Consider the following 25,560-nt stretch of genomic DNA (forward strand, 5'->3'; position numbering starts at 1 on the left):
TTTTTTATTGTCTTCTAAGATGTTTATTTTAAAGACCTCTTCCAAGAGCTTGTCTTTAGCTAACTGTAAACTATCCATAAAAGTTTGCATTGGTGTTTTACCATAGCAATATTTACCAGTATGAGTTCTCTGAGTATTATAATGATTCAGCCACGAATCTAAGTCTTTTTGTAGTTCTGATAAAGAATGATACAGTTTTTTACGAAAGGCAACCGCATAAAATTCATCCTGAATAGTACGATGGAAACGCTCGCATATACCATTAGTTTGAGGACTTTTGGCCTTAGTTTTAGTATGGTCAATATCTTCTATAGCCAAATATAATTGATATTCGTGTTGCTCCCTATTACCACAATATTCTGTACCCCTATCAGTTAAAACTCTTAGTAGACGAATCTGATTTTGCTCATGAAAAGGAATAACCTTATCATTGAGCATATCAGCGGCTACTAAAGCGTTTTTCCGGTCATAGAGTTTAACAAAAGCTACCTTTGAATAAGTATCTATAAAAGTCTGTTGATAAATATGGCCTACTCCCTTAATATTACCTACGTAATACGTATCCTGTGCTCCTAAATAACCCGGATGATGTGTCTCTATTTCTCCATGAGCCTGTTTCTCAGCTTTGGCTCTTTCTAAGGCTGTTATTTGCTCATCTGTAAGGATAATTCCTTCCTGATTAACCTTCGCTTCCAATGCTTTTAAACGTTTCTTAAAGGTAGCTAAATCATGTCTTAACCAGATTGAACGTACTCCACCAGGAGAGACAACTATACCTTGTTTCTTTAGCTCATTTGATACTCTTAGCTGTCCATAAGCTGGTAAGTCCAATGCCATCTTGACAACGGCTTCTTCTACTAACGTATCTACCCGATTTTTCTCTATGGGTTTTCTGCGACTAATTTCTTGAAGTGCTAATTCACCACCTTGTTCATAGAGTTCCTTGAAGCGATAGAAACTATCTCGACTATAACCCATTACCTTGCAAGCCTTTGAGACATTGCCTAAAACATTGGCAAGTTCTAATACTCCTAACTTGTTCTTGATGATTTTTGCCTGTGTTGTCATTTGATTTAATCTTTAATTTTAAGTTACTAAATAAATCGTAACTGTCAGATTAAATCATGACTATTTCATGTAATTATAAATCTTAATTTTATAAGTTTAGATGACTAATTGTTTGTAAATATTGAGATTATTTAAATTAACTCAATCATAAGCTCTTTTACTAAAATAGGATTCAATAAGTAATACCCTAAAAACAATTTACAAATATTTTTAATTAAGTATCTGTTAACAGCTGTTTGCTTGATTAAATTATACACTTTCTTTGAAATAAGTTATAAATGAAATAGTTTTGAGATTTGATGTTAATCTCATAGAAACAAAGCCATTATTTTGATATAATAGTTCTTAAAATCTACAACACTTTATTCCGGATAAAACCTACTTGGGTTTTCCAGTAAATATAACGACTTAACTGTGAAATAACTGGATTGTGACTAATACAGTTATTGCTAACTCCACCATAAATTTAGCCATATATAAAGTCAAATACTGATTTTTTATTAAAACCTATTCAACCTTGAAATACCTTCAATGGAATCATATAATTGGAGAGTTTTTTTTTAATTCTTCAAATGCTGGCAAAGAAGTCTTGCTTTATATAACTAGAAAAGAAATTGCTGATTTAGGGATGTCGAACTTTGGGTTTAAAACAGAAGCCGAGAGTTGGGGAGATTTTTGCCAAGCAATTAAAGGTGGATTTCCTGAAACTTACTCTGCTAATAATTTTATTCAAAAGTTTTTAAAAGTTTCTGACAAATGGCTAAAATACAAAAGAGTAGTTTTTGAATTAAATAACAACAGCGACTTATTTATAGACAAAGTTTCAATATATAGTCCAAATATAAAAATAGTGTATCCATTTTATCTTGGATATTTAATCACCTTAATAATTCCATTAACTGATAACGTAGATATATTTAGACCAAACTCATTTTTTCCACCAGTTAGAAATTTTTTGAAGGAAAATAAAATCACAAACAGTGATAATCTGACAACAATAGAAGAAATTGATTGGGTTTGGAAAGATTTAGAAATATGGAGTAAAGAATATTATAAGACAGATTTAGGGTACTTTGAAGAAGCTCGATTTGGGAATCAAAATTGGATATATGTTAATAAAATATTTTCTCAATGTTTATTAACTCCTAAAAATATCAGAGATATCCCAAAAATATTCTGGGAAGCCGGTATAGCACCCAACTCAATTATTTCTGAAAAACAATTTCAAAGAATAATTATCAATTATGGCGTAGAACAGGCAAAATTTAGTAAAAGAGTCTGTGTAATCATAAATGAAGAGAATAATTCTTTAGGTAAAATAATTGTAGATATTGTAAAGAGGGAATATAATAATTGGAAAGGGGATGTAATAGAATATGGAGATAATGAAAAGGGGACCACATATAAATCAGGTTGGGTATATGCTACTCTATTATCAGCCTTTAGATTAAATAAAGGAGACGAAACATTCAAACATTTTTATTATGTCTACTCACAAAACGATTTTCCTGAAGATTTAAGTTTTGGTGAATACAGAATAGAGAATATGGGGAATGGATATTCTAAACCGATTAATATAAAATTTAGTAAGAATCTAAACCTAGTTGACCAATTAAATAAGTGGAGAGTAAGTAATACTCAAAATGATATTTTATTGTACTCTTCTGGCTTATATTTTGGTCTATCAGCAGATGATTTTATAGAGACTGATAAAATAAGCCTGCTAACAACTATGTATATATTATGCCCTCATTATAAACAACAGAGTATCGAAGATTGGGGTAAAAGTTTTATCAAGGGAGATTTTAATTTAATAGATTATGATGGAATCCCAACGAATTTTCTTCTTTATCGATTTAAAAATCCAAAACAATCTCATCCAACAGAGGAGCTTCTAAGATTGCCAATAAAAAAGAGGGTAGAAATTCTTGGTGGAATTAAAAATGGTAATAGAAGATACTTAAATAACTTTTTGCCTAGAGTTTATATAGGAGGGTCAAATGGAAATGAAAAAGTATTTTTAGAATTTAAAGAAAGTAGGTCTATTATTTATTTAAAGAAAAGTGAATCTATCCCAGAAGAGTTCATTATTCCAGAAAATGTAATTTATAACGAAGACTTCTTTATAAAAACAGAGAATGAAGATTTAGATAATTCAGAATTGCCTTATCAAATTAATAATAGTGAATTCGACCCATTAGATATTGTAGCCGAAAATCTTGATAAGAAAAATAAGCTTGGAGAAATTTGTAATGAACAGGAGAAAGACTTTGTTATAGGAATTAATACTATTTATAACGATTGGCAAATGCAAGCCAATAGCAAAAATGACTTCTTTTCAAATGACTATATTTCCTCAGATTTTAATATTAATTATTCCAATTATATTGAAGAAAAGGGGAATCTAATTTTAAAAATCCTGAGCCTTAAAAAGAATTGTACTTTTCAAGAGTTTTCAGATATTATTGATACAATTGAATATAATACAAAAATTTGGACATTATCAGAGTTTCAGCAAAATCCTAAGTATATAAAACAAACGTTAATTAATTTTTATGATAGTTTAGGATTTTTAAATTATCACTACTCTCGAAATAATATAATAATCAATAAACCTCAATTTGTAATAATTCCTTCAATTTCCTCATTAAAGGCAATTCTTATTGGAGGACGTTCTAAATTTTTGATAGATAATTTGCAAAATATTTGCAATGAATATAGAATAAATTTAGAGGTAATTCCGCAACCTAGAAAAGTAGAAATATATTATTTGCCAGATCTAATTCGTCTTACTCCCGCAAATTGTAAAAATAGTACTGAGGCATGGATGAAATTACAAAAAATAGCGAATATTTTAAATATTGATTTTAGACTTAATGAAAAACCCTATTTACAACCACAAATAATACAATTTGGATTACAAGACTTTAGTGAAAACATCAATAGCTATAAACAATATATATTGAATAATAAACTTATTGAGAAGCCAGATTATGAGTGGGCCAGAAAAACATTTGATACTAATCATTTAAAATTTTTAAAGATTAATGATTTAATAGACAAAAATCTTTCTTTGCAAGAGTATTATATTCAATATAAATATATTTATATCTTTTGGCTAAATAATCTATCCTACGAGGTTGATAGAAATTGGGGTAGGTTTTTGTTATTATCAGAAAAAGGTAAAAGAGTAATTTATTACTATTTAGATACTCAAGAATTAGCTATTCCAAAAGATATTCAACTTCCTCAACTTATTGCGAAATCAATAATTCTACTAAGTGGGCAGGCTCCTATTTATAAAAAGATGTTAATTGAGGGTAATTATTTTACTTATCAATTCTATCAAAATGTACCCAAGTTATTTGCAGAAAATTTATTTAATAAGTTTAAACAAAAAATTCAATTTAAAAAGATTGATAAAGATGAGAGACCCAATTACAGCTTTTGATACAATTAAGGACAATTATATTCGCTATGTAGAAACTGCGTTTGATACAAAATTTACCTCAGTTAATTCAGAAAGACTTGATAAACTTAACACTGATAAAGTTTTATATAGAGAACCTTGGATAGAACCATTGCCTGATTATAAATCTAGTGGTTTGACAATTTCTAATCTTTCAGAAAGTGATGTACCTAACATGACACAACAAGAGTTGAATACTTTTAAGACTCTAGTAAAAACGGGGTTATTTTCTGACTCTTTCCCAATGTATGCACATCAAACGGAGATGCTAAGGGAGGCAATGAATAAAAAACATTGTATTATTACATCGGGTACCGGCTCTGGAAAAACAGAGTCTTTTCTGTTGCCTCTATTTGCACAGCTATCAAAGGAACTTTCAAAATGGAGTAAATCTAATGGAACAAATAAAGATTATTGGTGGAGGAATGAATTATTAAATAATAAAGATATTGTAAATGCAAATTCTTTTCAGTTAAATTCAAAAGTTCAACAGAGACCTAATGATGGTAGACCGCAAGGAGTAAGAGCGCTTATTTTATATCCTATGAATGCTCTAGTTGAAGACCAGCTTACCAGACTAAGAAAAGCTCTTGATTCCAATAAAGTAAGAGAGTGGTTGAAAACAGAGGGAAATAATAATTCAATATATTTTGGAAGATATACAGGAAATACTCCTACTTCTGGTGAATTATTCTCTTTTAATAAAGATGGGGATAAAGTAATAAATAAATATAAAATAGAGCAATTGAGGAAAGAATTAACTGAGCTTGAAAAATCTTCGAATGATATTATACAATACATAGAAGAATATAATAAAAGTGCAGAAGAGGCTGAAAATTTAATAGCATTCTATCCAAGATTAGATGGTGCGGAGATGCGTTCACGTTTTGATATGCAAATTGCGCCACCGGATATATTGATAACAAACTACTCTATGCTTAGTATTATGCAAATGAGGGAAGTAGATAGTAATATATTTGATAAAACTAAAGCTTGGCTTAATTGTGATGATGAGTTTTCAATAGCTCTTTCTTTAGAAGAAAAATTAAAAGAAAAGGAAAATAGAGTCTTCCATTTAATCATAGATGAGTTACACTTATATAGAGGAACTCAAGGAACAGAAGTAGCATATTTATTAAAATTAGTTTTAAATAGACTAGGATTACACCCAAATCACCCTCAACTAAGAATATTAGCTTCTTCTGCCTCCCTTGACGGAGATGATTTGAAAAGTATTGATTTTATACAAGATTTTTTTGGTGTAGAAAACGCAAGTGAGTCATTTAAAATAATAAAAGGAGAAAATAATCTAGTCAAAAATCTATCAATTGAATTGCCTAAGTTACCAGTTGAACCCTTCAAGGCAATCTCTGAAATATTCTATAAAAATAATAAGGATATTTATAATGAGGAATTTTCTCGTCAATGCTTAATTTCAGCAAATGAGTTAAAGACATTTGCTGAAATTGACCTGATAGAATCTGACCCCAAAAACCTAATTTTAAAAGTATTACTTAATAAAAAATTAGAATTAAGAGAACGACTATATAATGCCTGTATTATTGAAGGTCGAGAAAGAGCTGTTTGTTCACTAAGAGCATTTGGAGACAATGCCGATAATGATATTTTTTGTGAAAAAATATTTATAACAAGTACATCAAAATCAGACATACGTCAGGCATTGAGTGGTTTACTTATTTTGCGTTCAATGTATGACCTTAAAGAGTTCCAAAAAATTGAGATAGAAAATAGCTTTTCAAAACTACCTAGATTTAGGTTCCATTATTTCTTTCGTAATATAGAAGGTTTATGGGGTTCTCTAAACCCAGATGATATTGATGAAAACTATAAAGATGAAGAAAGAACAGTAGGAAAATTATATACACAAGCGCAAATAAAATCAGAACAAGGATTTAGAGTTTTAGAACTATTATATTGTGATAATTGTGGAACAACTTTATTTGGGGGTAGTAGATTAAAATCATCAGATACAGAAAGTGATTTCTTTGAACTATTACCTTTAAGTCCAAATATAGAAGGTATTCCAGAAAAAACACCTCATAAGCTTTTAGAAAGAAGAAATTATCAGGAGTATGCAATCTTTTGGCCACAAGGCAAACAAGAGTATGAACCTCATGAAAAACCTAGTGGATATTGGCGTCAGGCTACTATAAATAATACAATATTTCAAAAAGATTATATTGCTAAATGGGTAAAAGCATCCATTAATGTATACTCAGGTGATATAAAAGAGACTTATCAAAAAGCAATTGATGAGCCTAAAAATTGGCTTAAAGGGTACTACTTTAAAATTTCTGAGGAAAAAAATAACCCATTGCTTGATATTGCATTCAATCCTTCTCTAACGGACACACACAAAGCAACTCCATGTGTATGTCCCAACTGTGGAGTAAACCATAGCAAGCATAGCCAGATAACAAAAAAAATAGAATATCTCCAATAAGAGGTTTTAGAACAGGTTTTGCCAAGTCAAGCCAAATGTTTGCAAAAGAGCTGATGTATCAATTGCCAAACAAACAAGATGAAAGAAAATTGGTTGTGTTTTCCGATAGTAGAGAAGATTCTGCACAAGTTGCTAATGGAATTGAAAGGAATCATTTTTCTGACTTATTAAGAGAGTTATTGATTCAAGAATTGAATAATAGTCTACTTATTAAATTACAAATTATTAATGCATTTAAGACTAATAATTTAGAGTTAAAAGAAGAGCTGAAATTTAAAAAGAATGAGATTTTCAATGATATTTGGGATATTTGGGAAGATTCCATTCAAACAAGGCCAACTGCAGGAGCAATAAGTAAAAGAAATCTCGCATTAAAAAAAATTAAAGAGATTGAGACAAGAATAATAAAGATTAGCGACCTTATCGATTATACCAAAAGTCTTGATTTAGCTCCTTTAATAAAAAGGCTTGTAGATTTGGGAATTAATCCTGGTGGTAATGATATTAAATTACAAACTACTCCTGATGGTAAGATTCCTTGGTATAAATTAATTGAATTTGAAAACCCACAACAATGGATTGAAGGGATTGATGATGGATTTATTAGAGAAATTAAGAAAGGCACTTTAAGGAAAATGGCAAATATGTTTTTTGCTTCTTTATTTTATTCTTTTGAAAGTTCTGCCTTAGGCTATTTAACTATAAATCCTGAAATTCCTTCCATTTCTATATATGCGAGTTCCTCAGGCTTGAAAGTTTCTGATTTTTTAGATGTAGTAAACTCTACAATAAGAATTCTTGGGGACAAATTTAAACATAATCAGTTGGATGAGGATGATTACTCAGAGACAAATCATTGGGATATTACTTCATATTCAGATTTTCCCAAATTAGTTAAGGAATATCTTAAAAAGATTGAAGAAAGGTATAATTTAGATTCAAACATAATTGGAAATAATATTTTCAAGCTGCTTAAAGAGCAAGACCTATTTAATGAACACACATTTTTACAATTTGAAAACCTTTACATTAAGGCTGCTATTTCTACAGATGATGTTTGGTTAAGTAGCAAAACTAGAAGAGCACATTTACATTTTTCAGGTGGAGTATGTACACAAACAAAAACATTTCTTGATTTAACAAATAAAACTACGTGTAGTAAAATTTGGGAGAAAAATTATTTGTCACATTCTGCAATGATACAAAGCAGAGAGCCTATAAGAATACATTGTGAAGAACTTACAGGACAGACTGATAACCAGTTTCAAAGACAAAGGCATTTTAGGAATGTTGTTTTGAAAACAGAAGGTAACCCACTAGTGAAACAAATAGATTTACTGAGTGTAACAACTACTTTAGAAGTTGGAGTTGATATAGGAGCGCTACAAGCAGTTATGTTAGCTAATATGCCACCGCAAAGATTTAATTATCAACAACGAGTAGGACGTGCCGGTAGAAGAGGACAAGCATACTCTATTATACTTACATTTTGTAGAGGTAGAAGCCATGATGAGTATTACTTTTCAAATCCTCAAAAGATTACAGGAGACATTCCACCTACGCCATTTCTAACAATGAAACAGGAAAGGATTTGTCTAAGATTAATCTCTAAAGAGATTTTAAGGCAAGCCTATCTGACTATTAACGTGAACGAGAACTTTGATGAAGATAAGTCTAGTATTCATGGAGTTTTTGGCAAAATTCAGAATTGGGAGATGTATAAATTGAAAATAATAGAGTGGATAGATAAAAATAATAAATCTGTAATTGATATTATTAATTACATAACCCCTTCGCAATTAAGTGCTAATAAAGAACATTTCTACAACTATTTTAATGATACTACTACTGGAAAAGGATTTACATCTAAGCTTGAAAGTATAATTCTGAACAGTGAAATTGCAACTGATGATATTTCTCAAAAATTTGCTGAAGGTGGGGTTTTGCCAATGTTTGGGATGCCGACAGATATAAAATATCTTTATCATGGAACTGCGCCAAACAATGAAACATTAAAAATTGATAGAGCGCAAGCATTAGCAATTTATGAATTTGCGCCAGGTGCTCAAAAAACAAAAGATAAAGCAATTTATCAATCAATAGGGTTTTCATCAGAAATTATTAAAGGAGCAGATTCAAAAGGAAGAGAGACGTTAATTAATAAAACTGATGGGCTAACTGGAGATTCTCCTTTTTATCTCAATCGATGGATGGAAAGGTGTAAAAAATGCGGTTATAGTAAATCATATGATATAAATTCTGAACCAGAAGGTCTGTGGTGTATTTGCGGTAATAATGATGAGACCTACAGCAAGTTTATTATTAAATCTCCTAAAGCATATAGAAGCGATTTCCTATTAGGTACAGATAATAGGGATGAAGCGGACTTTGTAACAAATCGCCCTCCAATTTATGCAGACCGTTCAACGGATGATGATTCTAATAAAGACGAACAAACAATAGAAAACTGTAAACTAATTATTTCTGATAAAGACGTAACATGGAGAGTTAATACAAATGGAGATAAGTTGTATGAGGGCAGCTATTATGATTTAAAGAATTTTAATCCTATAACACAGAAAACGATATATCTTAAGAATCAGTGGATACTAAAAACTTTGGTACCCGCTAGAAACAATAATGGTTTTATATGTAAAGAAGAAAACGGTTATAAAATTGATTTTTTAAATGGAATAGAGGAAAATCCTTTTGCTATTGCAATTAATAAAAAAACCGAAATTCTGAAAATATATCCAACTTCTATTTCTCCAGAAATTAATCTAGATACATTTATTATTAAGAAAAATCCTAATTACTACGAAAGGCAAAATATAGGAGTAAGGGCTGGATTCTATTCTGCTGCTTTTTTACTTCAAAGAATTTTAGCAGATAAGCTTGATGTAGACCCTACGGAAATTGAAATTGCTGATATTACAAGAAAAGAAATTAATAATATAATAAAAAAGTATGTTGCAGAAATTATTCTTACAGATGAATTACCAAATGGGTCTGGTTTTGTAAGAAAACTTTATGAAGACTTTGATAAAATTCTTAATGAAGCACTAGAGCCAAAAACAATTGGTAGTTATATTGAAAGAATTTATGCTTTAGAACATCAATTAAAATGTAAAGATGCTTGTTACGACTGCTTAAAGGTATATAGAAATATGAATTGGCATAGCTTACTTGATTGGCGTTTAGGGATAGGAATTTTGAGGATATTCAAAGAAAAAAACTATAAATCAGGGGCCGATGGAAAATTTGAAGAAATCGAAATAAAAGAATGGAGAAATTTTGCTAATGTTTTAAGAGATCAATTTATAGAGAGTTTTTTTGTAAAAGAAAACTCCATAAAAGAGGATTATATAATCGAATTTGGTGGCATTCCAGCAATTAAACATGGTGCAAAAAGAGGTGGAAGAAGAAAAATCATTTTAATTGTGCACCCATTTTGGAAGCTAGAGAACCCAGAAGAAGATGCATGGTACACAAATGCAATTAGCGAAGCTCACGAATATATAAGAATTAAAGGAGGAAATATTGAAGATGATTTTGAATGTTTAGATACATTTAACCTGCAAAGAAGGGTAGGCTGGTGTTATGAAAAGGTTATAAATAAATGATAAAAAGAGTCGGAAATTTTACCATTAAAACATTAAGTAGTATGGCTCCAAGTCAGTACTATTTAGCATTATATTGCCCTTATAAGTTGATTCTAGCAAATGCTTTCAAGTTCAATCCTTTATTACCTCTTAACGCTAATGCTTATTTTGGTTCAATTATTCATAAAATGATAGAATTAATATCAAAAAATGTAGTAGTTGATGAAAAAACTTTTTCAATAAATTGGAATAGTTTAATCAATTCAAAAGAAACAGAACTTAGAGAAAAAGGATTAGAGAGTATTGTACCAATTAAGTATTTTGTTAATGATTTTGCATTGAAGAAAAATCAAGTTAAGGCTATAATGCATAAAAGAACAGCTTCCACTAAATATTTAAAAGATAAATCTTCAAATACATATTACACGGAAAAAAGGCTAGAAAATCAAAATAAAACCATTATTGGCGTTGCGGATTTAATAATTGAAAATGATTTAGGAGTAATAATTTTGGACTTCAAATCAGGAAAAGTTTACTCTAACTCAGTTGAGGAAAATAAAGAGACAGAACTGGTTGTAAAAAAAGAATATGAAATGCAATTGAAATTATATGCCCATTTATATTATTTAATGAATAGTAAATATCCACAGGCATTATTTATTGTAACGCTATCAAATGATTTTATTGAAGTAAAATTTAAAGAATATGAATGTAAAGAAATTTATTCAGAAGTCTTAGAATTTCTGGCAAAAGTAAATCTAGCGATTATAAATGAAGATTTTGACAAGATTGCAGAGCCTTCAGCGCAAAACTGTAAATATTGTCTTTATCGACCAGCTTGTAATTATTATTCTACCTGGTTAATAAATAACTTCGAATATGTTAATGATTTATCAGGGATTTTAATAAATATAACTCCGTTCAATAACGAAACTATAGGAATACAATTATATATGGGAGATAAACGCATTTTAATTAATGGTCTATCAATTTTGTTGAAAGGGACACTTAATTCATTAATTGGGAAAAATATAACACTTTATAATTTAAAAAAAGCAAAGCAGACACTTAACGCAACTGCTAACAACTTCACAGTAGTTTATGAATCATAACATAATTAATGGGTTTCCTATTCTTTCTTTCTATTCTGGTGGTGGATTTATGGATATGGGTTTTGAAATGGCCGGCTTTGAAATCGTTTGGAGTAATGAGTATGATAAAACGTTTGCTGAGTTGCACGCTTCAGGTATCACTTCATGGAGAAAATCTCAAGGGAATGGGGTGAAAGCAGAAATATTCAATACAAAATCAATTGTTGAAATATCTTCTAGCGAAATTTTATCAGAAGCTTTTCCTAATGGTAAACCTCTAACCTTTGGAATAATTGGAGGGCCTCCTTGTCAGGACTTTAGTATTAATGGTAAACTTAAAGGATTTAATGGAGAAAGAGGTAAACTTACTATTTTATTTTTTGATAAAATTTTGGAGTTAAAACCAACTTTTTTTGTGATGGAAAATGTAACAGGTTTGATAAGCGGTGAGGCACACAAAGAATATGTCAAAACATTAATTGAAAAAATAGAGAAGCATTATATAGTTGACTATAAAGTCTTAAATGCTTTAAATTATGGAGTACCACAATCGAGAGAAAGAGTATTTTTTGTAGGGATAAGGAAGGAGTGTTTAGATATTAAAATGGACTTACCTATTAAATGGTTTGACTGGCCAATCAATCATAAATATAATAATGCCTTAAAAAAATATTTTTGGCCAAAGATTAATGATTTTGGTGAAAAGTTAATGAAACCTAAAGATTTGCCTATAGAATTATGCGTAGAGTCTTGCTTAGTATCAAACCAAGAAATTAATTCAATACCTAATGCTAATGAGTATTTTCCATTTAAAACTGATAAAGAGAAATTGCTTAAGATTAGGGAAGGTGAAACAAATAGACCTTCATTTAAACGTTTACATAGGTTTAGATATAGTCCTACAACATGCTATGGCAACAATGAGGTTCATATGCACCCTTACGAAAACAGAAGAATATCAGTTAGAGAGGCTTTAAGAATTCAAGGGGCTCCTGAAACATACGTTCTTCCAAAAGATATTCCTTTATCCAAAAAATTTAAAATGATTGGTAATGGTGTACCTGTTCCTTTAGCTAAATCCGTTGCAGATTCTCTTATGCAATTCTTAGCAAAGAATAAGTTGTAATAAAACCCAGCGCACCACCTTTTTTAGGTTCGTAAGCCCAATCAATTAATCCCATATATAAATGAGTCCTTTTTTTAAGACTAAATAGTGGCCACCACAAAATTGGTAAATGGATAAAGAAAAATTTAGTATAATTACAAACCTAAAAGTCGTTTTAGTCATCACCATTTAGTTGTACAATCTTTAATTTCATATACTGTAATGAATCAGTAAAATACTTTATTCGATCTTTATAGAGTTTTTACTCAGAAGAAGTCCTAAATTAATTTTTAGGACTTCTTTTATTAATATTTATCCTCTTTTGGTTTTACATTGAGAATATACTCAACTGCCTTCTGTGCCTGAGAAGCTGCTTTTATAATAAATCTATTATCATTTTGTAGCAACCCAAGCCATTCTTGAATATATGCAGCACTATTAGCTATGTCACATATTCCCAAACCTGCGATTGACATTAAATAGCAACTCCCAATTTCAGCTACCAGTTCTTCAAAAGAATACAATTCAGAGCCAAAATGCGTATTTTCACAGAGACTTTTACGGGCAAGTCGGTGAATCGCCCCCGTAGAATGGATTAGTTCATGAAAGAGTACATTAAAAAATGAAGTTACAGAATCAAAGTAGTCAAGTTTCGGCATGACAATACAATCCATCTTGGGGGAATAATAGGCTTGGTATCCTTGGTAATAGATATTGGGACGGCGAGGCATTCCATAAATTATCTGCTCGCATGATAAATTAATATTTTCAACAGGTTCATGGATTACCTCCTTGAATTTGTCAGGAATGTTAACACACTGACTAACATTGAATACGGTATAGTATTTCACTATCGGCCAGCGTTGAATCTCAACATCTCCATTTTTTGCTACCTCTTTTTCAACTTTCGTTTGGAAGATAATTAAAGCACCTTTTTCTCCTTTCTTTACCTTACCACCTATATCTTGAAGTTGGTTCCATGTAAGAAAGTAGTTGGAGGTAAAATCTAAAGAATTAAGAAGCATGGCGTTGATTCCTGTATAGGGACGCTTAGAGATAAGATTTTTAGGCATGCCATTCGGCTGCCACGGTTTTCGCCAGGGAATTACACCTTGTTCTAAGAGTTCAATAATTCGATTCGTTACACGAGTATAAACATCGTTTGGTGTAAGGGGGTTGCTCTTTTGCATAGAAGTAATTATTAAATTGTTTAAAGAAATCTTTAAACCAATTCTATGACTACTACCTATGTTGGAGTAGAGGGGGAAATTTGCAATACTTGCAAAATGTCAGTACCCTTTCTTAGCTTTCAATTCCTTGATTTCTTTTTTCCACGATTCTGCCTGGTGCCTGAACTACTATTACAATTTTACTGTTTGTACTTGCTTCTACTACAGGGTTTACTTCACTCGCCAGATGCTGTTCGCATGTTTTGCAGTTTTTTATTTGGGAGAGGAGGTGGAGCATGGAATCACAATGAAAATCTAAAATAGATTATACTTTATACTTGACTTCGTAATAATCTTTCTAAATCCTTTAGGCTCTCTCGCCGAATCTGCCTAAAATATTTAAATGCTCTTAAAAAAACATAGCAAAAACATCCAGAAGTAGTTGGCAATTTTCAATTGAAAACGCTCGAAATACTATGAATTCAAAGTATGAAGCTGTACACTCAAATAATATAAAATATAAACTAACTTAAATTACACTATATTTAGCTACCATAAAATAAATTTTTTATCAAATTTTGATTCTATTTTTAAAATACATCTAAATTGAACGCAAAAACAACCTGCTGATGAGATTCAGATTAACCTTAAAACCCCAAACCACCCGACAAAAACTCACACTCAACTATTATTATCCGTTTTCGAGTTGGGTATATGCCCGTATTCAGGAATCTGATGCTGATTACGCTGCCTTTCTGCACCAACAAGGCTATCAGCTGGAGAATTCGGCTAAGAATTTTAAGCATTTTACTTTTTCCAAATTCGACATTCCGCACAAAGCTAAGCCAATTGAAAAGGGTGAGGATTTTATTCTGCTTTCTGACCGACCTATATTCATTACCGTTTCTTTCTTTATTGATAAAGCTGCTGAGGATTTTATTATCGGGCTTTTCAAAAATCAGCGCATCAATATTTATAATAAAAAATATCAGGCAGATTTTGTGATAGAGTCTGTTGAGTCGTTGGCAATACCTCTTGGGGATGCTCTCCCAAAGCGATACAGAGCCACCTCACCTATGGTGATTGCCGAGAAACGCCCCGATGGCAACGACGACTACCTCCTCCCTACTGACCCCAGATTTTCCCTCTATTTTGCCATTAATCTGCTCGACAAATATGAGTCTGTTTATGGTAAAGGGATGCAAATGGATACTGCCAGCCTTGAAAAACTCATCGGCTTTAAATTGATTGAAGCCGATAGGATGCGGTCGAAATTGATTGCCATCAAACAAGACCGGGACGATGAAACCAAAATAAAGGGCTATGAAAACTTTGTTTTTGAACTGAATGCGCCTGCACAGGTAATAGAAGTGGGTTTTTATGGGGGATTTGGGAAGTTTACTTCGTCGGCGGGCATGGGGTTTTGTGAAATACTATAAATAACAGGCTAATGAACGTTTTTCATGATAATAGCCCTAAAAACAGGCTTTTGAGTGTTCTAAGAAATTTACTGGAACAACCGTACCATTATACACTGAAGGAGTTGGCTGCCAAATATGGAGTAAGCTCGGATTCTATTAAAAACGATATTAAAGAATTGCGGAATGCCGATTTTACAGTAAAATCTGATACTAATACACATAGGTATTATATCGCCTCTAATAAATCAATGGAGTATCTTGAAGAGGTGTTGTTTTTCACTGAATCAGAAAAAGAGTTTTTGTTTGAAGCCCTAACCAAAGCCAATGCAACAGATAAACGTCTGGAGAAAATCAGAGCCAAGCTCGAAACTATCTATGATGTATCAAAATTGGGGAGTAGTTTGTTTTCAAAGACTTTTCTTACTAAGGCTAATCTGCTTGAACAGGCTAAAAAACAAAAACGGGTAGTGCAATTAGTTAACTATCGTTCAACGATGAGTAGCAAAGTAAGTGACCGATTAGTAGAACCTTTTAATGTTAGTACCAAAGACGATATTCTTCATGCTTTTGACCTGGATAAACAGGTGATACGACATTTCAGGATTTCGAGAATTGAGAAAATAAAGGTACTGGATGTATATTGGAAATACGAGACCAAACATTATTCGGCTGCCACTGACCCATTCAGGATTGTAAGCGACCAACAGGTGTTTGTGCATCTGAAACTAAAGACGGGTGCCCTGAATGAATTGATTGAACGCTTCCCGTTAGCTCAGGCGTATATACAACCTTGTGCCGAACAAGAAGACCTGTATGATTTTGCTTGTAAAGTCAATGATGAGTTTTTGGGAATCACAAACTTTATAATGGGATACTATGCGCACATTGAGGCGATTGTGGAGCCGGAATCATTGATTGAACATATTAGGAAGAAGAGTGGGGAGATAAAATTTTAGGAAATTTTTTAGAGGTAGGGAGAATATTGCCCTATGTACCATCTAATATTTGTTAAATAATTTACTTTTTAACTTTTTTTTGAAACAAAGGATTAGTCTTTTTTAAGTTTTCTAATTCAGATAACAACTTAGGCATGATTAAATTTTCAATTTCTTGGCTACGCTTAACAGATAGAGGTTCTCCTTTGATATTGTCGAAACAGCTATCATCAAATACAATTGAAGAATCAGATTTCTCTTTTTTGATAGTAAATTTCATGTACATCGAAAAATAATATCCAAAGATAATGAAAGAATTCTATTTCCTTTTCATAAATGGACATTTGATTTTTTACAATCTCATTTTCAATGAGTTGGAGTGCTAAGGTTTGCAATGCGTTTAATTGCTCTTCAATAAGCTCACTGTTAAAATCTATATTCCAACCTTTTGTTGGTCTTTTTATATAAAACAAATAATTAGGAGTAACTAAATAAAAGTCTTTTACATTATGCTGAATAGCAATTTGAATATCCTGAGGCGAAAAAGAAGAGCCACTTGGATGATTGTGGACAAGTGTACCATCTTTTAGTTCAAAAGCATATTTGTTTGAGAGAGAAACAAAATTTACATCACCTTTAAAACGCCTTTTTTGTTTACCATTTTTAAATATATAAAGATTTTCTGTAACGTCATACCTGATTTTCTGAATAGCTAGCTCGATGGTTTTAGCATCGTCTTGAGGGAGAGGATAATGTAGGTCGTCCATATCATCATATTTAAAATAAACTTCCCAGGTGCGATTAAATTGTTTTCAATTACAATAAACCTCTATAGTTTCAATTCCTGGGAAGCGCGCAAAAGTAATTTGTTTTTTTGATATATTATCTATTACTTGCATAAAATTTTTTTCTATAAAGATTCAATTACAATATAACCCCTATATGGCAATATGCGTTTAATTTTAAACCTTTCAAGAAATAAAGTGATAGTCCCCTTTAACTATCAAGAGGTGCAGGTAAGTAAATTACATTACTGGCTTGGTAAAAATGATATCCATGATTCTTTATCACTATATTCTTTTTCGTGGTTAAAAGGCGGAAAAGCTATTGATAACAGGGGGCTCGATTTTAGGCAGGGAGCTCAGTATTTTATTAGTTGCTTTGATGTTGATTTGATAAAGCAAATCATAAAAAGTATACAACAGGATAACCACTTTGAGTATGGGATGGGAATTACATCGCTAAGCTTACAAAAAGAGCCACAATTTATGGAAGAAAATAGGTTTCAGGTCGGAAGCCCTGTATTTATAAAGAGAACTGTTGAAGGCAATAGCAAATTTTATTACCCATCTGACGACAAAGCTAATCTACTTTTAACTGAGACATTAATTAATAAATTAAAAAAGGCAAACATTAATCATAAAGGAGTAAAAGTGAGTTTCGACGAAAACTATCAGAACATTTTAGTAAAAGGAACTACTTATAAAGGAATCCAGAATAAGGGAACAATATGTCCAATTATTATTCAAGGTACACCAGAGCAACTTGCTTTTGCCTGGAATGTAGGTGTTGGCAATTCAACAGGCATTGGTTTTGGCTCATTAATCTAAAAATTAAGGTTATGGAAAAATATTATGTAGTAAAATATAGTGGACAATTCGGATTTATAAAGCCCTGGACTGCGGTAAGAGATAGCGAAACTTTCTCTCAGCAATTTTTAACACCATCTATTGTGGAGGGAATAGAGAAGAAGTTGTTTCCGGAATTGCTGTCAACAACAGGTATAAATAAGATAAGAGGCCATCGACTTTCTTATACTCAGGTAAGTTCGCAACAAGAGGTAATTCAGACAAGAGGTTGGAATTCAACGAGGCAAGGAAAACAAATTCTTTTCGACAGACCTAAAGCCATCTTATTAAGAGGAGTGTTGCTGGAACCTGTATTACATCTTGCTTTTGCTACTAAAGAAGATGCAGAAATTGCCTTAACACAACATATATGTCTTTGTAGAAATGAAGATATACTACTTCCTATTCAATTAGAAGAATCTGATAGTGTTGAATTCGATGAAGATACAGAGCGTTTTTCTGGCTACGAGTTAATCTTTGAAAGAAATGAAAAGTCTTTTATTGTGGGGTATCATCGTTTTACAAATGAACCAATGTATGGTTGGTTAAAAATAGTAGGAACACCTGTAAAACAATTCTAATGGAAAAGCTATATGCTAAATCGGGTCCTGAGTGGACTTCTTTAGAAGACCATCTAAAACATGTTGCACTGGCAGCAAAAGCTTTTGCCAAACACTTAAAGATAAATGAAGATTTGGCTTACAGAGGAGCTATTTTACATGACATAGGTAAAGCTCACCCAGCATTTCAAGAACGATTATTGAGCAAGGGAAAAAAAAGTAAAACATTCAGACATGAAATTAGTTCATTGTTATTTTTATCTATATTTCCAGAGGAGGAACACGATGCTTTAATTGAAATGATTGTTGGGCATCATAAATCTGTAAAAAACGATGTGGGCGAAAAAGGTTTACTTGATTTAGAAAAAGGGTATGATTATTTAGACCATCACTTAGGTAAATGGGAAGAATGGAGCCCTAAAGCTATTGAGTTATTAAATAGTTTAGAAATCGCTGCATCCTACATTTCTAAAGAACAAGCACTTAAAAATATAGAATATGTAATTAGTTATTGTAAAAAAAAGACAAAAGAAAGAGGTTTTTCTGAATGGAGAGGTGTATTAATGGGTGCCGACCATTTTGCTTCCGCTGTTATTCATGATACAGAAAAGCATCTCGAAAAAGCCTTTAAAGAACCTGAACTTTCTTTTTTTAACAGAACAAGTGCTTTATATCCTCTATCACTACTTAATAATTTTCATTCAGAAAAGAGACACACGATAGTTGTTGCGTGTACAGGTGCAGGTAAGACTGATTATCTTTTTAAACGATGTAGAGGAAGAGTATTTTATACTTTACCTTTTCAAGCATCTATCAATGCTATGTTTAAAAGAGTGGCTCATTCACTGAAAGATACTAATCCTGAACTTGATATAAGAGTTTTGCATGCAGCATCAAGCGTAGTAAAAAGAAAACATGATGAAGAAGAGAGTGTCTTACAATCTTTATTTGGCTCTTCAATTAAAATCCTTACTCCTCATCAATTGGCAGCAATTGCTTTTGGAATGAAAGGGTATGAGGCATTACTTCTTGATTTAAGAGGATGTGATATAATTCTTGATGAAATACATACCTATACGGGTATTTCGCAAGCCATAGTATTAAAATTAATTGAAATTTTAAAGGCTATTGATTGCAGAATCCATATTGGAACAGCAACCATGCCTTCAATATTGTATAAAAAAATACTTACATTATTAGGGGATGATGTGCTCGAAACCAGTCTTTCAGATGAAGAATTAGATAAATTCAACAGGCATCGGGTATTTAAAATTAATTCTTTCGAAGATGCGAACCCAATCATTTCAAAAGCAGTAGCTAATAATGAGAAAGTGTTGTTAGTATTCAATACCGTTGATAAGGCGCAACAAGTGTATGATTTTATTCAAGGCTCCTACTCTACTATTGATAAACTTCTATTGCATAGCAGATTCAGAAGATGCGATAGGAATGAAAAGGAACGAGACTTGATAGGATTAGATTACAATGGAGACCCAATCGAGATGTTTAACACTTCTAATGAGGCATGTATTGTAGTTTCTACCCAAATAGTTGAGGTTAGTCTTGATATAAGTTTTGACATAATGATTACTGAGGTGGCTCCTTTAGATGCTCTTGTTCAGCGGTTTGGGAGAATAAACAGGAAAAGAATTTCAGAAAATAGTGGACCTATTAAAAATGTCTATGTGATTGCTCCACCTGAAACTACAAAGGAAGCTAAACCTTATGATATTGAAATTCTGAAGAGAACTTTCGATGTATTGAATGATGGAGAAATTCTTAAAGAGCGTGAACTTCAAAGCAAAATAGACCTGGTATTCACAGAAATTAACTTTTTGCAGATTGAAGAACATGCGGTGTTTAAATCTGATGGGAAAATTAGCATTGACAAACTGACTCACAGAAGTAAGTCTATTTTATTTAAGTTACTTGAAATTGATTCGGTGTCATGTATCCGGGAATCTGACCAGGAAGAATACGAAAATTCTTACTTTGAAAGAAGACTTGAATTAGAAATACCTGTCAGATATTTTTCTGTATGCAAAATGAATCAATTGGAGTGCGGTAATAAACCATTCCTGATTCCTGATAAGGCTTACGATTTAGAAAAAGGGCTGTTTGTAAAAGAAATAAAAGAAGAAAATTTTAACCCTAAGTTTCAAATTATATGATAACAACGGTTGTTGGAAAAACATTTTTAGAGGCTTATAATATAAAATATCAAGTAAATAAATCTCCAAAGGAGTTTTTTGAGGAAGTTTATTTTGAGCTATTTTATAATCATCCCAAATATATGCAATGGGTAACCAATTCTCCATTTGTTCAGATGAAAACAGGTCAAAAACCTGAACTTCTGACCTATGATGAAAGGATTGAAAAGCTTGAAAATCTATTTGAAAAGGCTGAGAATTCGGAACCTGACGCGAGTTTTGCACTTGGTTTCCCTGCATCTGAATTAAAAGAATATGCAAGTACCTCCGGCTTGGTAAGTGACTTACTAATACCAGCGACCCCTGATGATATTTATTTATCATGGATTGGTAGTGGTTTAGGGGTGGGTGTTGCCGGTGGTTTTTCTATACTTTTTGATGATGCGACAATTACATTACAGACTTTTGAAGGATGGAAGATTTATAGAAAATACCTGGAAGATGATGGATTAGATAAGCTTCGGGGAAATCAGATAAATACCTGGAATGGGCAGTGGCTGAAATATTCATTGGATACGGATGAATTCAGAGAAGATTTTGACTTTACCGAATTAACTAACCAAAAAATCTTTGATGTAAGTTCTACAATGGTAGAGGTTAATACTGTAAACTGGTCAGAGCTGTTTTTTAGTCTTTCACAACTATATCCCCAGGGAGAATTAACAGGATATGTTTACGGGTTTGGACAAACCAATAAAACAATTGGCTTTATACCCTTTTATCTAAAATCCGGTACCAGAATAATTGATATCTATCGTCAATTATTTGGTGAACTGAATACTGATAAAAAACGCTTTGAAGCACTTTTTGGTATGCACATAAAAAGAGCTTGTGAGCTTGGAAGCATTGGATTATTAGCTTTGAGACCGGAGGGTATTACCAAATACATGGGAGAGGATAAAAACATCACATTAAAAAAAGAAGAAGACAATTTTAATTACTACGTATATAAAACCTGGCTTGTTGCAATGTTATCAAAAAACAAAGAGGAAATCACAGATTATACGCTTGAATTGGCGGAGACCATTTTGAGGTATAGAAACGGGTCTAAGGGAATGGAACGACCTACCCTTATCAATAAAGAGCTTTTTGCTTCAAAAACTAAACGAGGCTTTATTGATGCACTTGCAGTAATGATTAAAGACTTAGATTCATCTGATTTAGAAAAAATAAAGAGTTTAAAAGATGAGGTACATTTAATGACTAATGAGGAATTTGGTTATTTCTGTACTCTTCTAAAATTCGATTATGCTTTTGTTGAAAAAAAATCTTAAAACTTTAAATTATACATCAATGACAACTATTTATATCAGAACTTTAAAAAGAGCCGAACACACTGTTTTTTGCGTATCAGATGGTCAAAAATATTATTATGATTCACAGTTTAACAGACGTATTCCTTTCTCAAGTGGGCAACAAATTAAACGCTCCTTGGTAGACTCTCTTTGTGACGCAATAAATCAAACACCTTCCCCAACTACTTTTCTATTTGATGTAACCAAGCAGAAAGAATTAAAAGAAGGAGAAGTTTATGCAACATGCGACCCTACTTATGCCGACCAACTCTTTGGAGGATGGATGAAAGCTGCTAAAGGAGGAAAAGACAGAACTTTGAAGAGAAGAAGTCCATTATCTATTTCAGCAATGAGAGCATTGCATCCATTATTGGCTGGAACTTATTCTGAAAATGCTTCATTTGATAGAAGTGACAGGCCAAATAATCAGGTAATCGTTAGAGATGAACAAGGTAATCAATTAAGTGAAGATGATATTATTTCATTCTTAGAGGGGAAAGATAGAAGTCTTAGTAGAAAATGGATTCCTGATAATAGACGTGCTACTGGTTTATTTGTATCTGATATGGCAATTGATTTAAGACGTCTGTTTTCTGTTACCATTAACTCGTTTGAGCCAGAGATGTCAGAATCAACTATTGAGAAACTGAAAAATGAGGGTTGGATTGAATCAGAAAATGTCTTTGGAAAGTGTTTAGTCGCTCCAAAAAATCTTCGGGAAGAATGGATTAAAGGTTTAGCAAAGGCAATTATTAATTGGAAAATAACCTCTAATCAGGCAAGAACATTTAGCCTTATGGATACTTTGGCACTCTCTATAAGTGATAATGCTAACCTAATTGCAGGGAGTATCAGAGCTAAATTGTCAGAAGAAGATTCTGAAAAAGCAAATCCAGTTATTGATGAGTCTTTAAAAGGTGTTAATACGTTTATAACACTTCAGGCTGGAGGGTTTATTCAAACGAAAGGAGAGACATTTGATGCCCTCGAAAAAGCAGAGGAGCATTTGATTAAAATCCTTTCTGAATTTGACTACGAAAATCAAGTTAAGTAATAATTGAAGGTAAGTTCTAAGAGCTTACCTTTTTCTTCATTATGCCCATCACCGCTACACTTATCAATTACCTGATGCTTTGCCGTCGGAAGGTCTGGCTGCATGCGCATGGCATCAGGATGGAGCATACTTCTGAGGTTGTGGCTGAGGGTCGGCTTATCGGGTTGGAGAGTTATCCGCAACGAGCGGAACGGTGGACAGAAATTGAAGTCTCCGGTACACTCCCCCACCCTAATGCCAATCCTGTAGAACTGGCTGCCAAGATTGATTTCTTTGACCCTCATCTGGGTATTGTGCATGAGGTGAAGAAGTCGGCGGCCAAAGAGCAGGCGCATATAGCGCAAGTGCAGTTTTATCTGTATGTGTTGCGGCTGAATGGTATCAGGGCGGAGTATGGTTTGATAGAATATCCGAAGTTACGTATAACGGAAAGGGTTGACTTGACTACTGACGACCAGCAACAGTTGGAAAACCAGATTTTGCGGGCACATGGTATTTTACAACAGGAGGGTTGTCCGGAGCGGCTTCCGGTCAGTCAATGCAGGTCGTGCAGTTTTTTTGAGTTTTGCTGGGTAGGTGAAGAATAAAACAATGTTATGAAAAAAACGTATTATTTGTTTAATCCGGGGCGGATGTCGCGCAAAGACAATACGCTGAGTTTTACGCCTGTCGACGAAAACAATCGGGAGGGGCAGACACGCTATATACCGATTGAAACGGTAGACAATATCTATTGTTTCGGGAGTCTGGATGCGAACTCGGCACTGTATAATTTTCTGGGCAAAAACCATGTATCGGTACATTTCTTCGATTATTATGAACATTATACGGGTTCATTTATGTCGAAGGATTATCTGCTGGCCGGAAAAATGCAGATTGAACAAACACGGTATTATAGTTCTGATAAAAAGCGGCTGGTTGTCGCCCGGAAGTTTGTAGAGGGGGCGGCTTTTAATATGTTGAAGAACCTTACGTATTATACCAATCGGGGCAGGGGTCTGAGCGAGCATATCGACCGGATTGTGAATTATCAGTCGTTGATTGCCGGTACTACCAGAATTGACGAGTTGATGGGGATTGAAGGAAATATCCGTCAGGCATATTATGCCGGATTCGACCTGATAATTAATGATTTCGAGATGGGCAGCCGAACTAAACAACCGCCTAATAACGAGATAAATACGCTGATTTCGTTTGGGAATATGCTGTGTTATACGGCCTGTTTAAGCCAGATTTATCATACACAGCTGAATCCTACGATTAGTTTTCTGCATGAACCCGGGTATCGGCGCTATTCTCTGGCACTTGATATAGCCGAGATTTTTAAGCCTATACTGATAGACAGGATTATATTTACGGTATTGAATAAACGTCAGCTAAAAGCGAGCGATTTCAGAAAGGAGTTGAATGCGTGTGTGATGAAAGAGTCAGCCAGAAAGACATTTGTTCAGGCCTTTGAAGAGAAACTGAAAGAGACTTTTAAACACCGGAAATTGAGCCGGAATGTATCTTACAAGCACCTGATTAAATTAGAGTGTTATAAGTTGCAGAAGCATTTGCTCGGTATGGAGGAGTATAAGCCATTCAAGATGTTATGGTAGTATGGAATAATTTTTAATTTATCTACTGACTTTAAGGCGAATGTATGTAATTTTGGTTTATGACATTGGTGAAAAGCGAGTCGGCAAGATGCTCAAACATTGTCGGAAATATCTGAACTGGATACAGAATTCGGTGTTTGAGGGAGAGATTACGGAAGTAAAGCTGAAAGAGCTACTGGCAGGATCAAGAAAAATAATGAATGAAGAAACAGACAGCATTATTATTTTTAAAAGTCGGGATGAGAAGTGGTTAGACAAAGAGGTGGTGGGTGTCGAAAGGATGACAACTGATAATTTTTTATGAGGGGGTGTCGTCGGTAGTGAAAAAATGAATCAAATTTTGTTCTTTGACATCTTGAAAAACGAATTATAAACATATAAGTCATTGATAATCTGTAATAGACAAGACTTAATCTGACAGAAGGGTGCTAAAATTAACTGTCAGATAGCATATTAATAGCATTCCAGTTAAACTCTGGATTAGATGACTGAACTGGCACTTCAGTCATTTTTTTATTGTCTTCTAAGATGTTTATTTTAAAGACCTCTTCCAAGAGCTTGTCTTTAGCTAACTGTAAACTATCCATAAAAGTTTGCATTGGTGTTTTACCATAGCAATATTTACCAGTATGAGTTCTCTGAGTATTATAATGATTCAGCCACGAATCTAAGTCTTTTTGTAGTTCTGATAAAGAATGATACAGTTTTTTACGAAAGGCAACCGCATAAAATTCATCCTGAATAGTACGATGGAAACGCTCGCATATACCATTAGTTTGAGGACTTTTGGCTTTAGTTTTAGTATGGTCAATATCTTCTATAGCCAAATATAATTGATATTCGTGTTGCTCCCTATTACCACAATATTCTGTACCCCTATCAGTTAAA

The 25,560-nt window shown here is 32.8% G+C and carries 19 protein-coding genes; 15 read left to right on the forward strand and 4 right to left on the reverse strand.

Annotation, left to right across the window (positions count from 1 at the left end; all coding sequences use genetic code 11):
• Positions 1–1,068: IS481 family transposase (locus EWM59_RS24970; RefSeq protein WP_130023962.1), on the reverse strand; the 1,068-nt coding region annotated here is incomplete at its 3' end.
• Positions 1,069–1,585: 517 nt separating this feature from the next.
• On the opposite strand from EWM59_RS24970, the gene EWM59_RS24975 reads away from it, so the two are divergent.
• Genes EWM59_RS24975 through EWM59_RS24995 form a run of 5 tightly spaced genes read left to right on the forward strand, consistent with a single transcriptional unit; the run spans position 1,586 to position 12,820 of the window.
• Positions 1,586–4,519 (forward strand): hypothetical protein, encoded by a 2,934-nt coding sequence (locus tag EWM59_RS24975; protein WP_130023963.1) that lies wholly within the window; start codon positions 1,586–1,588, stop codon positions 4,517–4,519.
• Positions 4,494–7,001 (forward strand): DEAD/DEAH box helicase, encoded by a 2,508-nt coding sequence (locus EWM59_RS24980; RefSeq protein WP_165372294.1) that lies wholly within the window; start codon positions 4,494–4,496, stop codon positions 6,999–7,001. Before EWM59_RS24975 ends, EWM59_RS24980 begins: the two co-directional genes overlap by 26 nt.
• A gap of 35 nt (positions 7,002–7,036) precedes the next feature.
• Positions 7,037–10,624 (forward strand): helicase-related protein, encoded by a 3,588-nt coding sequence (locus EWM59_RS24985; RefSeq protein WP_130023965.1) that lies wholly within the window; start codon positions 7,037–7,039, stop codon positions 10,622–10,624.
• A gap of 41 nt (positions 10,625–10,665) precedes the next feature.
• A complete protein-coding gene (locus EWM59_RS24990; protein WP_165372295.1) occupies positions 10,666–11,715 on the forward strand; it encodes a PD-(D/E)XK nuclease family protein in 1,050 nt (349 codons plus the stop codon).
• The gene (locus EWM59_RS24995; RefSeq protein WP_130023967.1) at positions 11,705–12,820 is read left to right on the forward strand and encodes a DNA cytosine methyltransferase; all 1,116 of its coding nucleotides are present in this window, start codon (positions 11,705–11,707) and stop codon (positions 12,818–12,820) included. The genes EWM59_RS24990 and EWM59_RS24995 overlap by 11 nt, the downstream gene beginning before the upstream one ends.
• A 284-nt stretch (positions 12,821–13,104) precedes the next feature.
• On the opposite strand, the gene EWM59_RS25000 is transcribed toward EWM59_RS24995, so the two are convergent.
• On the reverse strand, positions 13,105–13,989 hold the full coding sequence (locus EWM59_RS25000; RefSeq protein ID WP_130023968.1) for an ArdC family protein: 885 nt from the start codon (positions 13,987–13,989) through the stop codon (positions 13,105–13,107).
• 608 nt (positions 13,990–14,597) lie between these two features.
• On the opposite strand from EWM59_RS25000, the gene cas6 (EWM59_RS25005) reads away from it, so the two are divergent.
• A complete protein-coding gene (cas6, locus tag EWM59_RS25005) occupies positions 14,598–15,407 on the forward strand; it encodes a CRISPR-associated endoribonuclease Cas6 (protein ID WP_130023969.1) in 810 nt (269 codons plus the stop codon).
• A gap of 11 nt (positions 15,408–15,418) precedes the next feature.
• Positions 15,419–16,345 (forward strand): helix-turn-helix transcriptional regulator, encoded by a 927-nt coding sequence (locus EWM59_RS25010; RefSeq protein ID WP_130023970.1) that lies wholly within the window; start codon positions 15,419–15,421, stop codon positions 16,343–16,345.
• A gap of 227 nt (positions 16,346–16,572) precedes the next feature.
• On the opposite strand, the gene EWM59_RS25020 is transcribed toward EWM59_RS25010, so the two are convergent.
• Positions 16,573–17,091 carry an MPN domain-containing protein gene (locus EWM59_RS25020; protein WP_130023972.1) on the reverse strand — a complete coding sequence of 173 codons (519 nt, stop codon included), beginning with the start codon at positions 17,089–17,091 and terminating at the stop codon, positions 16,573–16,575.
• 183 nt (positions 17,092–17,274) lie between these two features.
• On the opposite strand from EWM59_RS25020, the gene cas6 (EWM59_RS25025) reads away from it, so the two are divergent.
• From cas6 (EWM59_RS25025) to cas2, 8 genes are read left to right on the forward strand one after another with little or no spacing between them, the layout of a single operon-like run.
• Entirely contained in the window at positions 17,275–17,934 is a 660-nt protein-coding gene (gene cas6, locus EWM59_RS25025) for a CRISPR-associated endoribonuclease Cas6 (RefSeq protein WP_130023973.1), read from the forward strand.
• Between the two features lie 11 nt (positions 17,935–17,945).
• Positions 17,946–18,533, forward strand: a complete 588-nt coding sequence (locus tag EWM59_RS25030) for a hypothetical protein (protein WP_130023974.1) — start codon at positions 17,946–17,948, stop codon at positions 18,531–18,533.
• On the forward strand, positions 18,533–20,683 hold the full coding sequence (gene cas3, locus EWM59_RS25035) for a CRISPR-associated helicase Cas3' (protein WP_130023975.1): 2,151 nt from the start codon (positions 18,533–18,535) through the stop codon (positions 20,681–20,683). The genes EWM59_RS25030 and cas3 overlap by 1 nt, the downstream gene beginning before the upstream one ends.
• Positions 20,680–21,996, forward strand: coding sequence for a hypothetical protein (locus tag EWM59_RS25040; protein WP_130023976.1), 1,317 nt, complete (start codon positions 20,680–20,682; stop codon positions 21,994–21,996). The genes cas3 and EWM59_RS25040 overlap by 4 nt, the downstream gene beginning before the upstream one ends.
• A gap of 19 nt (positions 21,997–22,015) precedes the next feature.
• Complete coding sequence (locus EWM59_RS25045) at positions 22,016–23,071, forward strand: CRISPR-associated protein Cas7 (RefSeq protein ID WP_130023977.1); 1,056 nt, start codon at positions 22,016–22,018, stop codon at positions 23,069–23,071.
• A 41-nt stretch (positions 23,072–23,112) separates the two neighbouring features.
• On the forward strand, positions 23,113–23,658 hold the full coding sequence (gene cas4, locus EWM59_RS25050; RefSeq protein WP_130023978.1) for a CRISPR-associated protein Cas4: 546 nt from the start codon (positions 23,113–23,115) through the stop codon (positions 23,656–23,658).
• Between the two features lie 9 nt (positions 23,659–23,667).
• Positions 23,668–24,672, forward strand: coding sequence for a type I-B CRISPR-associated endonuclease Cas1b (gene cas1b / locus EWM59_RS25055; protein ID WP_130023979.1), 1,005 nt, complete (start codon positions 23,668–23,670; stop codon positions 24,670–24,672).
• Between the two features lie 40 nt (positions 24,673–24,712).
• Positions 24,713–24,976, forward strand: coding sequence for a CRISPR-associated endonuclease Cas2 (gene cas2 / locus EWM59_RS25060; protein ID WP_130023980.1), 264 nt, complete (start codon positions 24,713–24,715; stop codon positions 24,974–24,976).
• Between the two features lie 130 nt (positions 24,977–25,106).
• Here cas2 and EWM59_RS25065 read toward each other — a convergent pair.
• A partial coding sequence (locus EWM59_RS25065; RefSeq protein WP_229239419.1) for an integrase core domain-containing protein occupies positions 25,107–25,560 on the reverse strand: 454 nt, incomplete at its 5' end.

This window comes from Emticicia agri (genome assembly GCF_004168285.1).
Lineage (GTDB): Bacteria > Bacteroidota > Bacteroidia > Cytophagales > Spirosomataceae > Emticicia > Emticicia agri.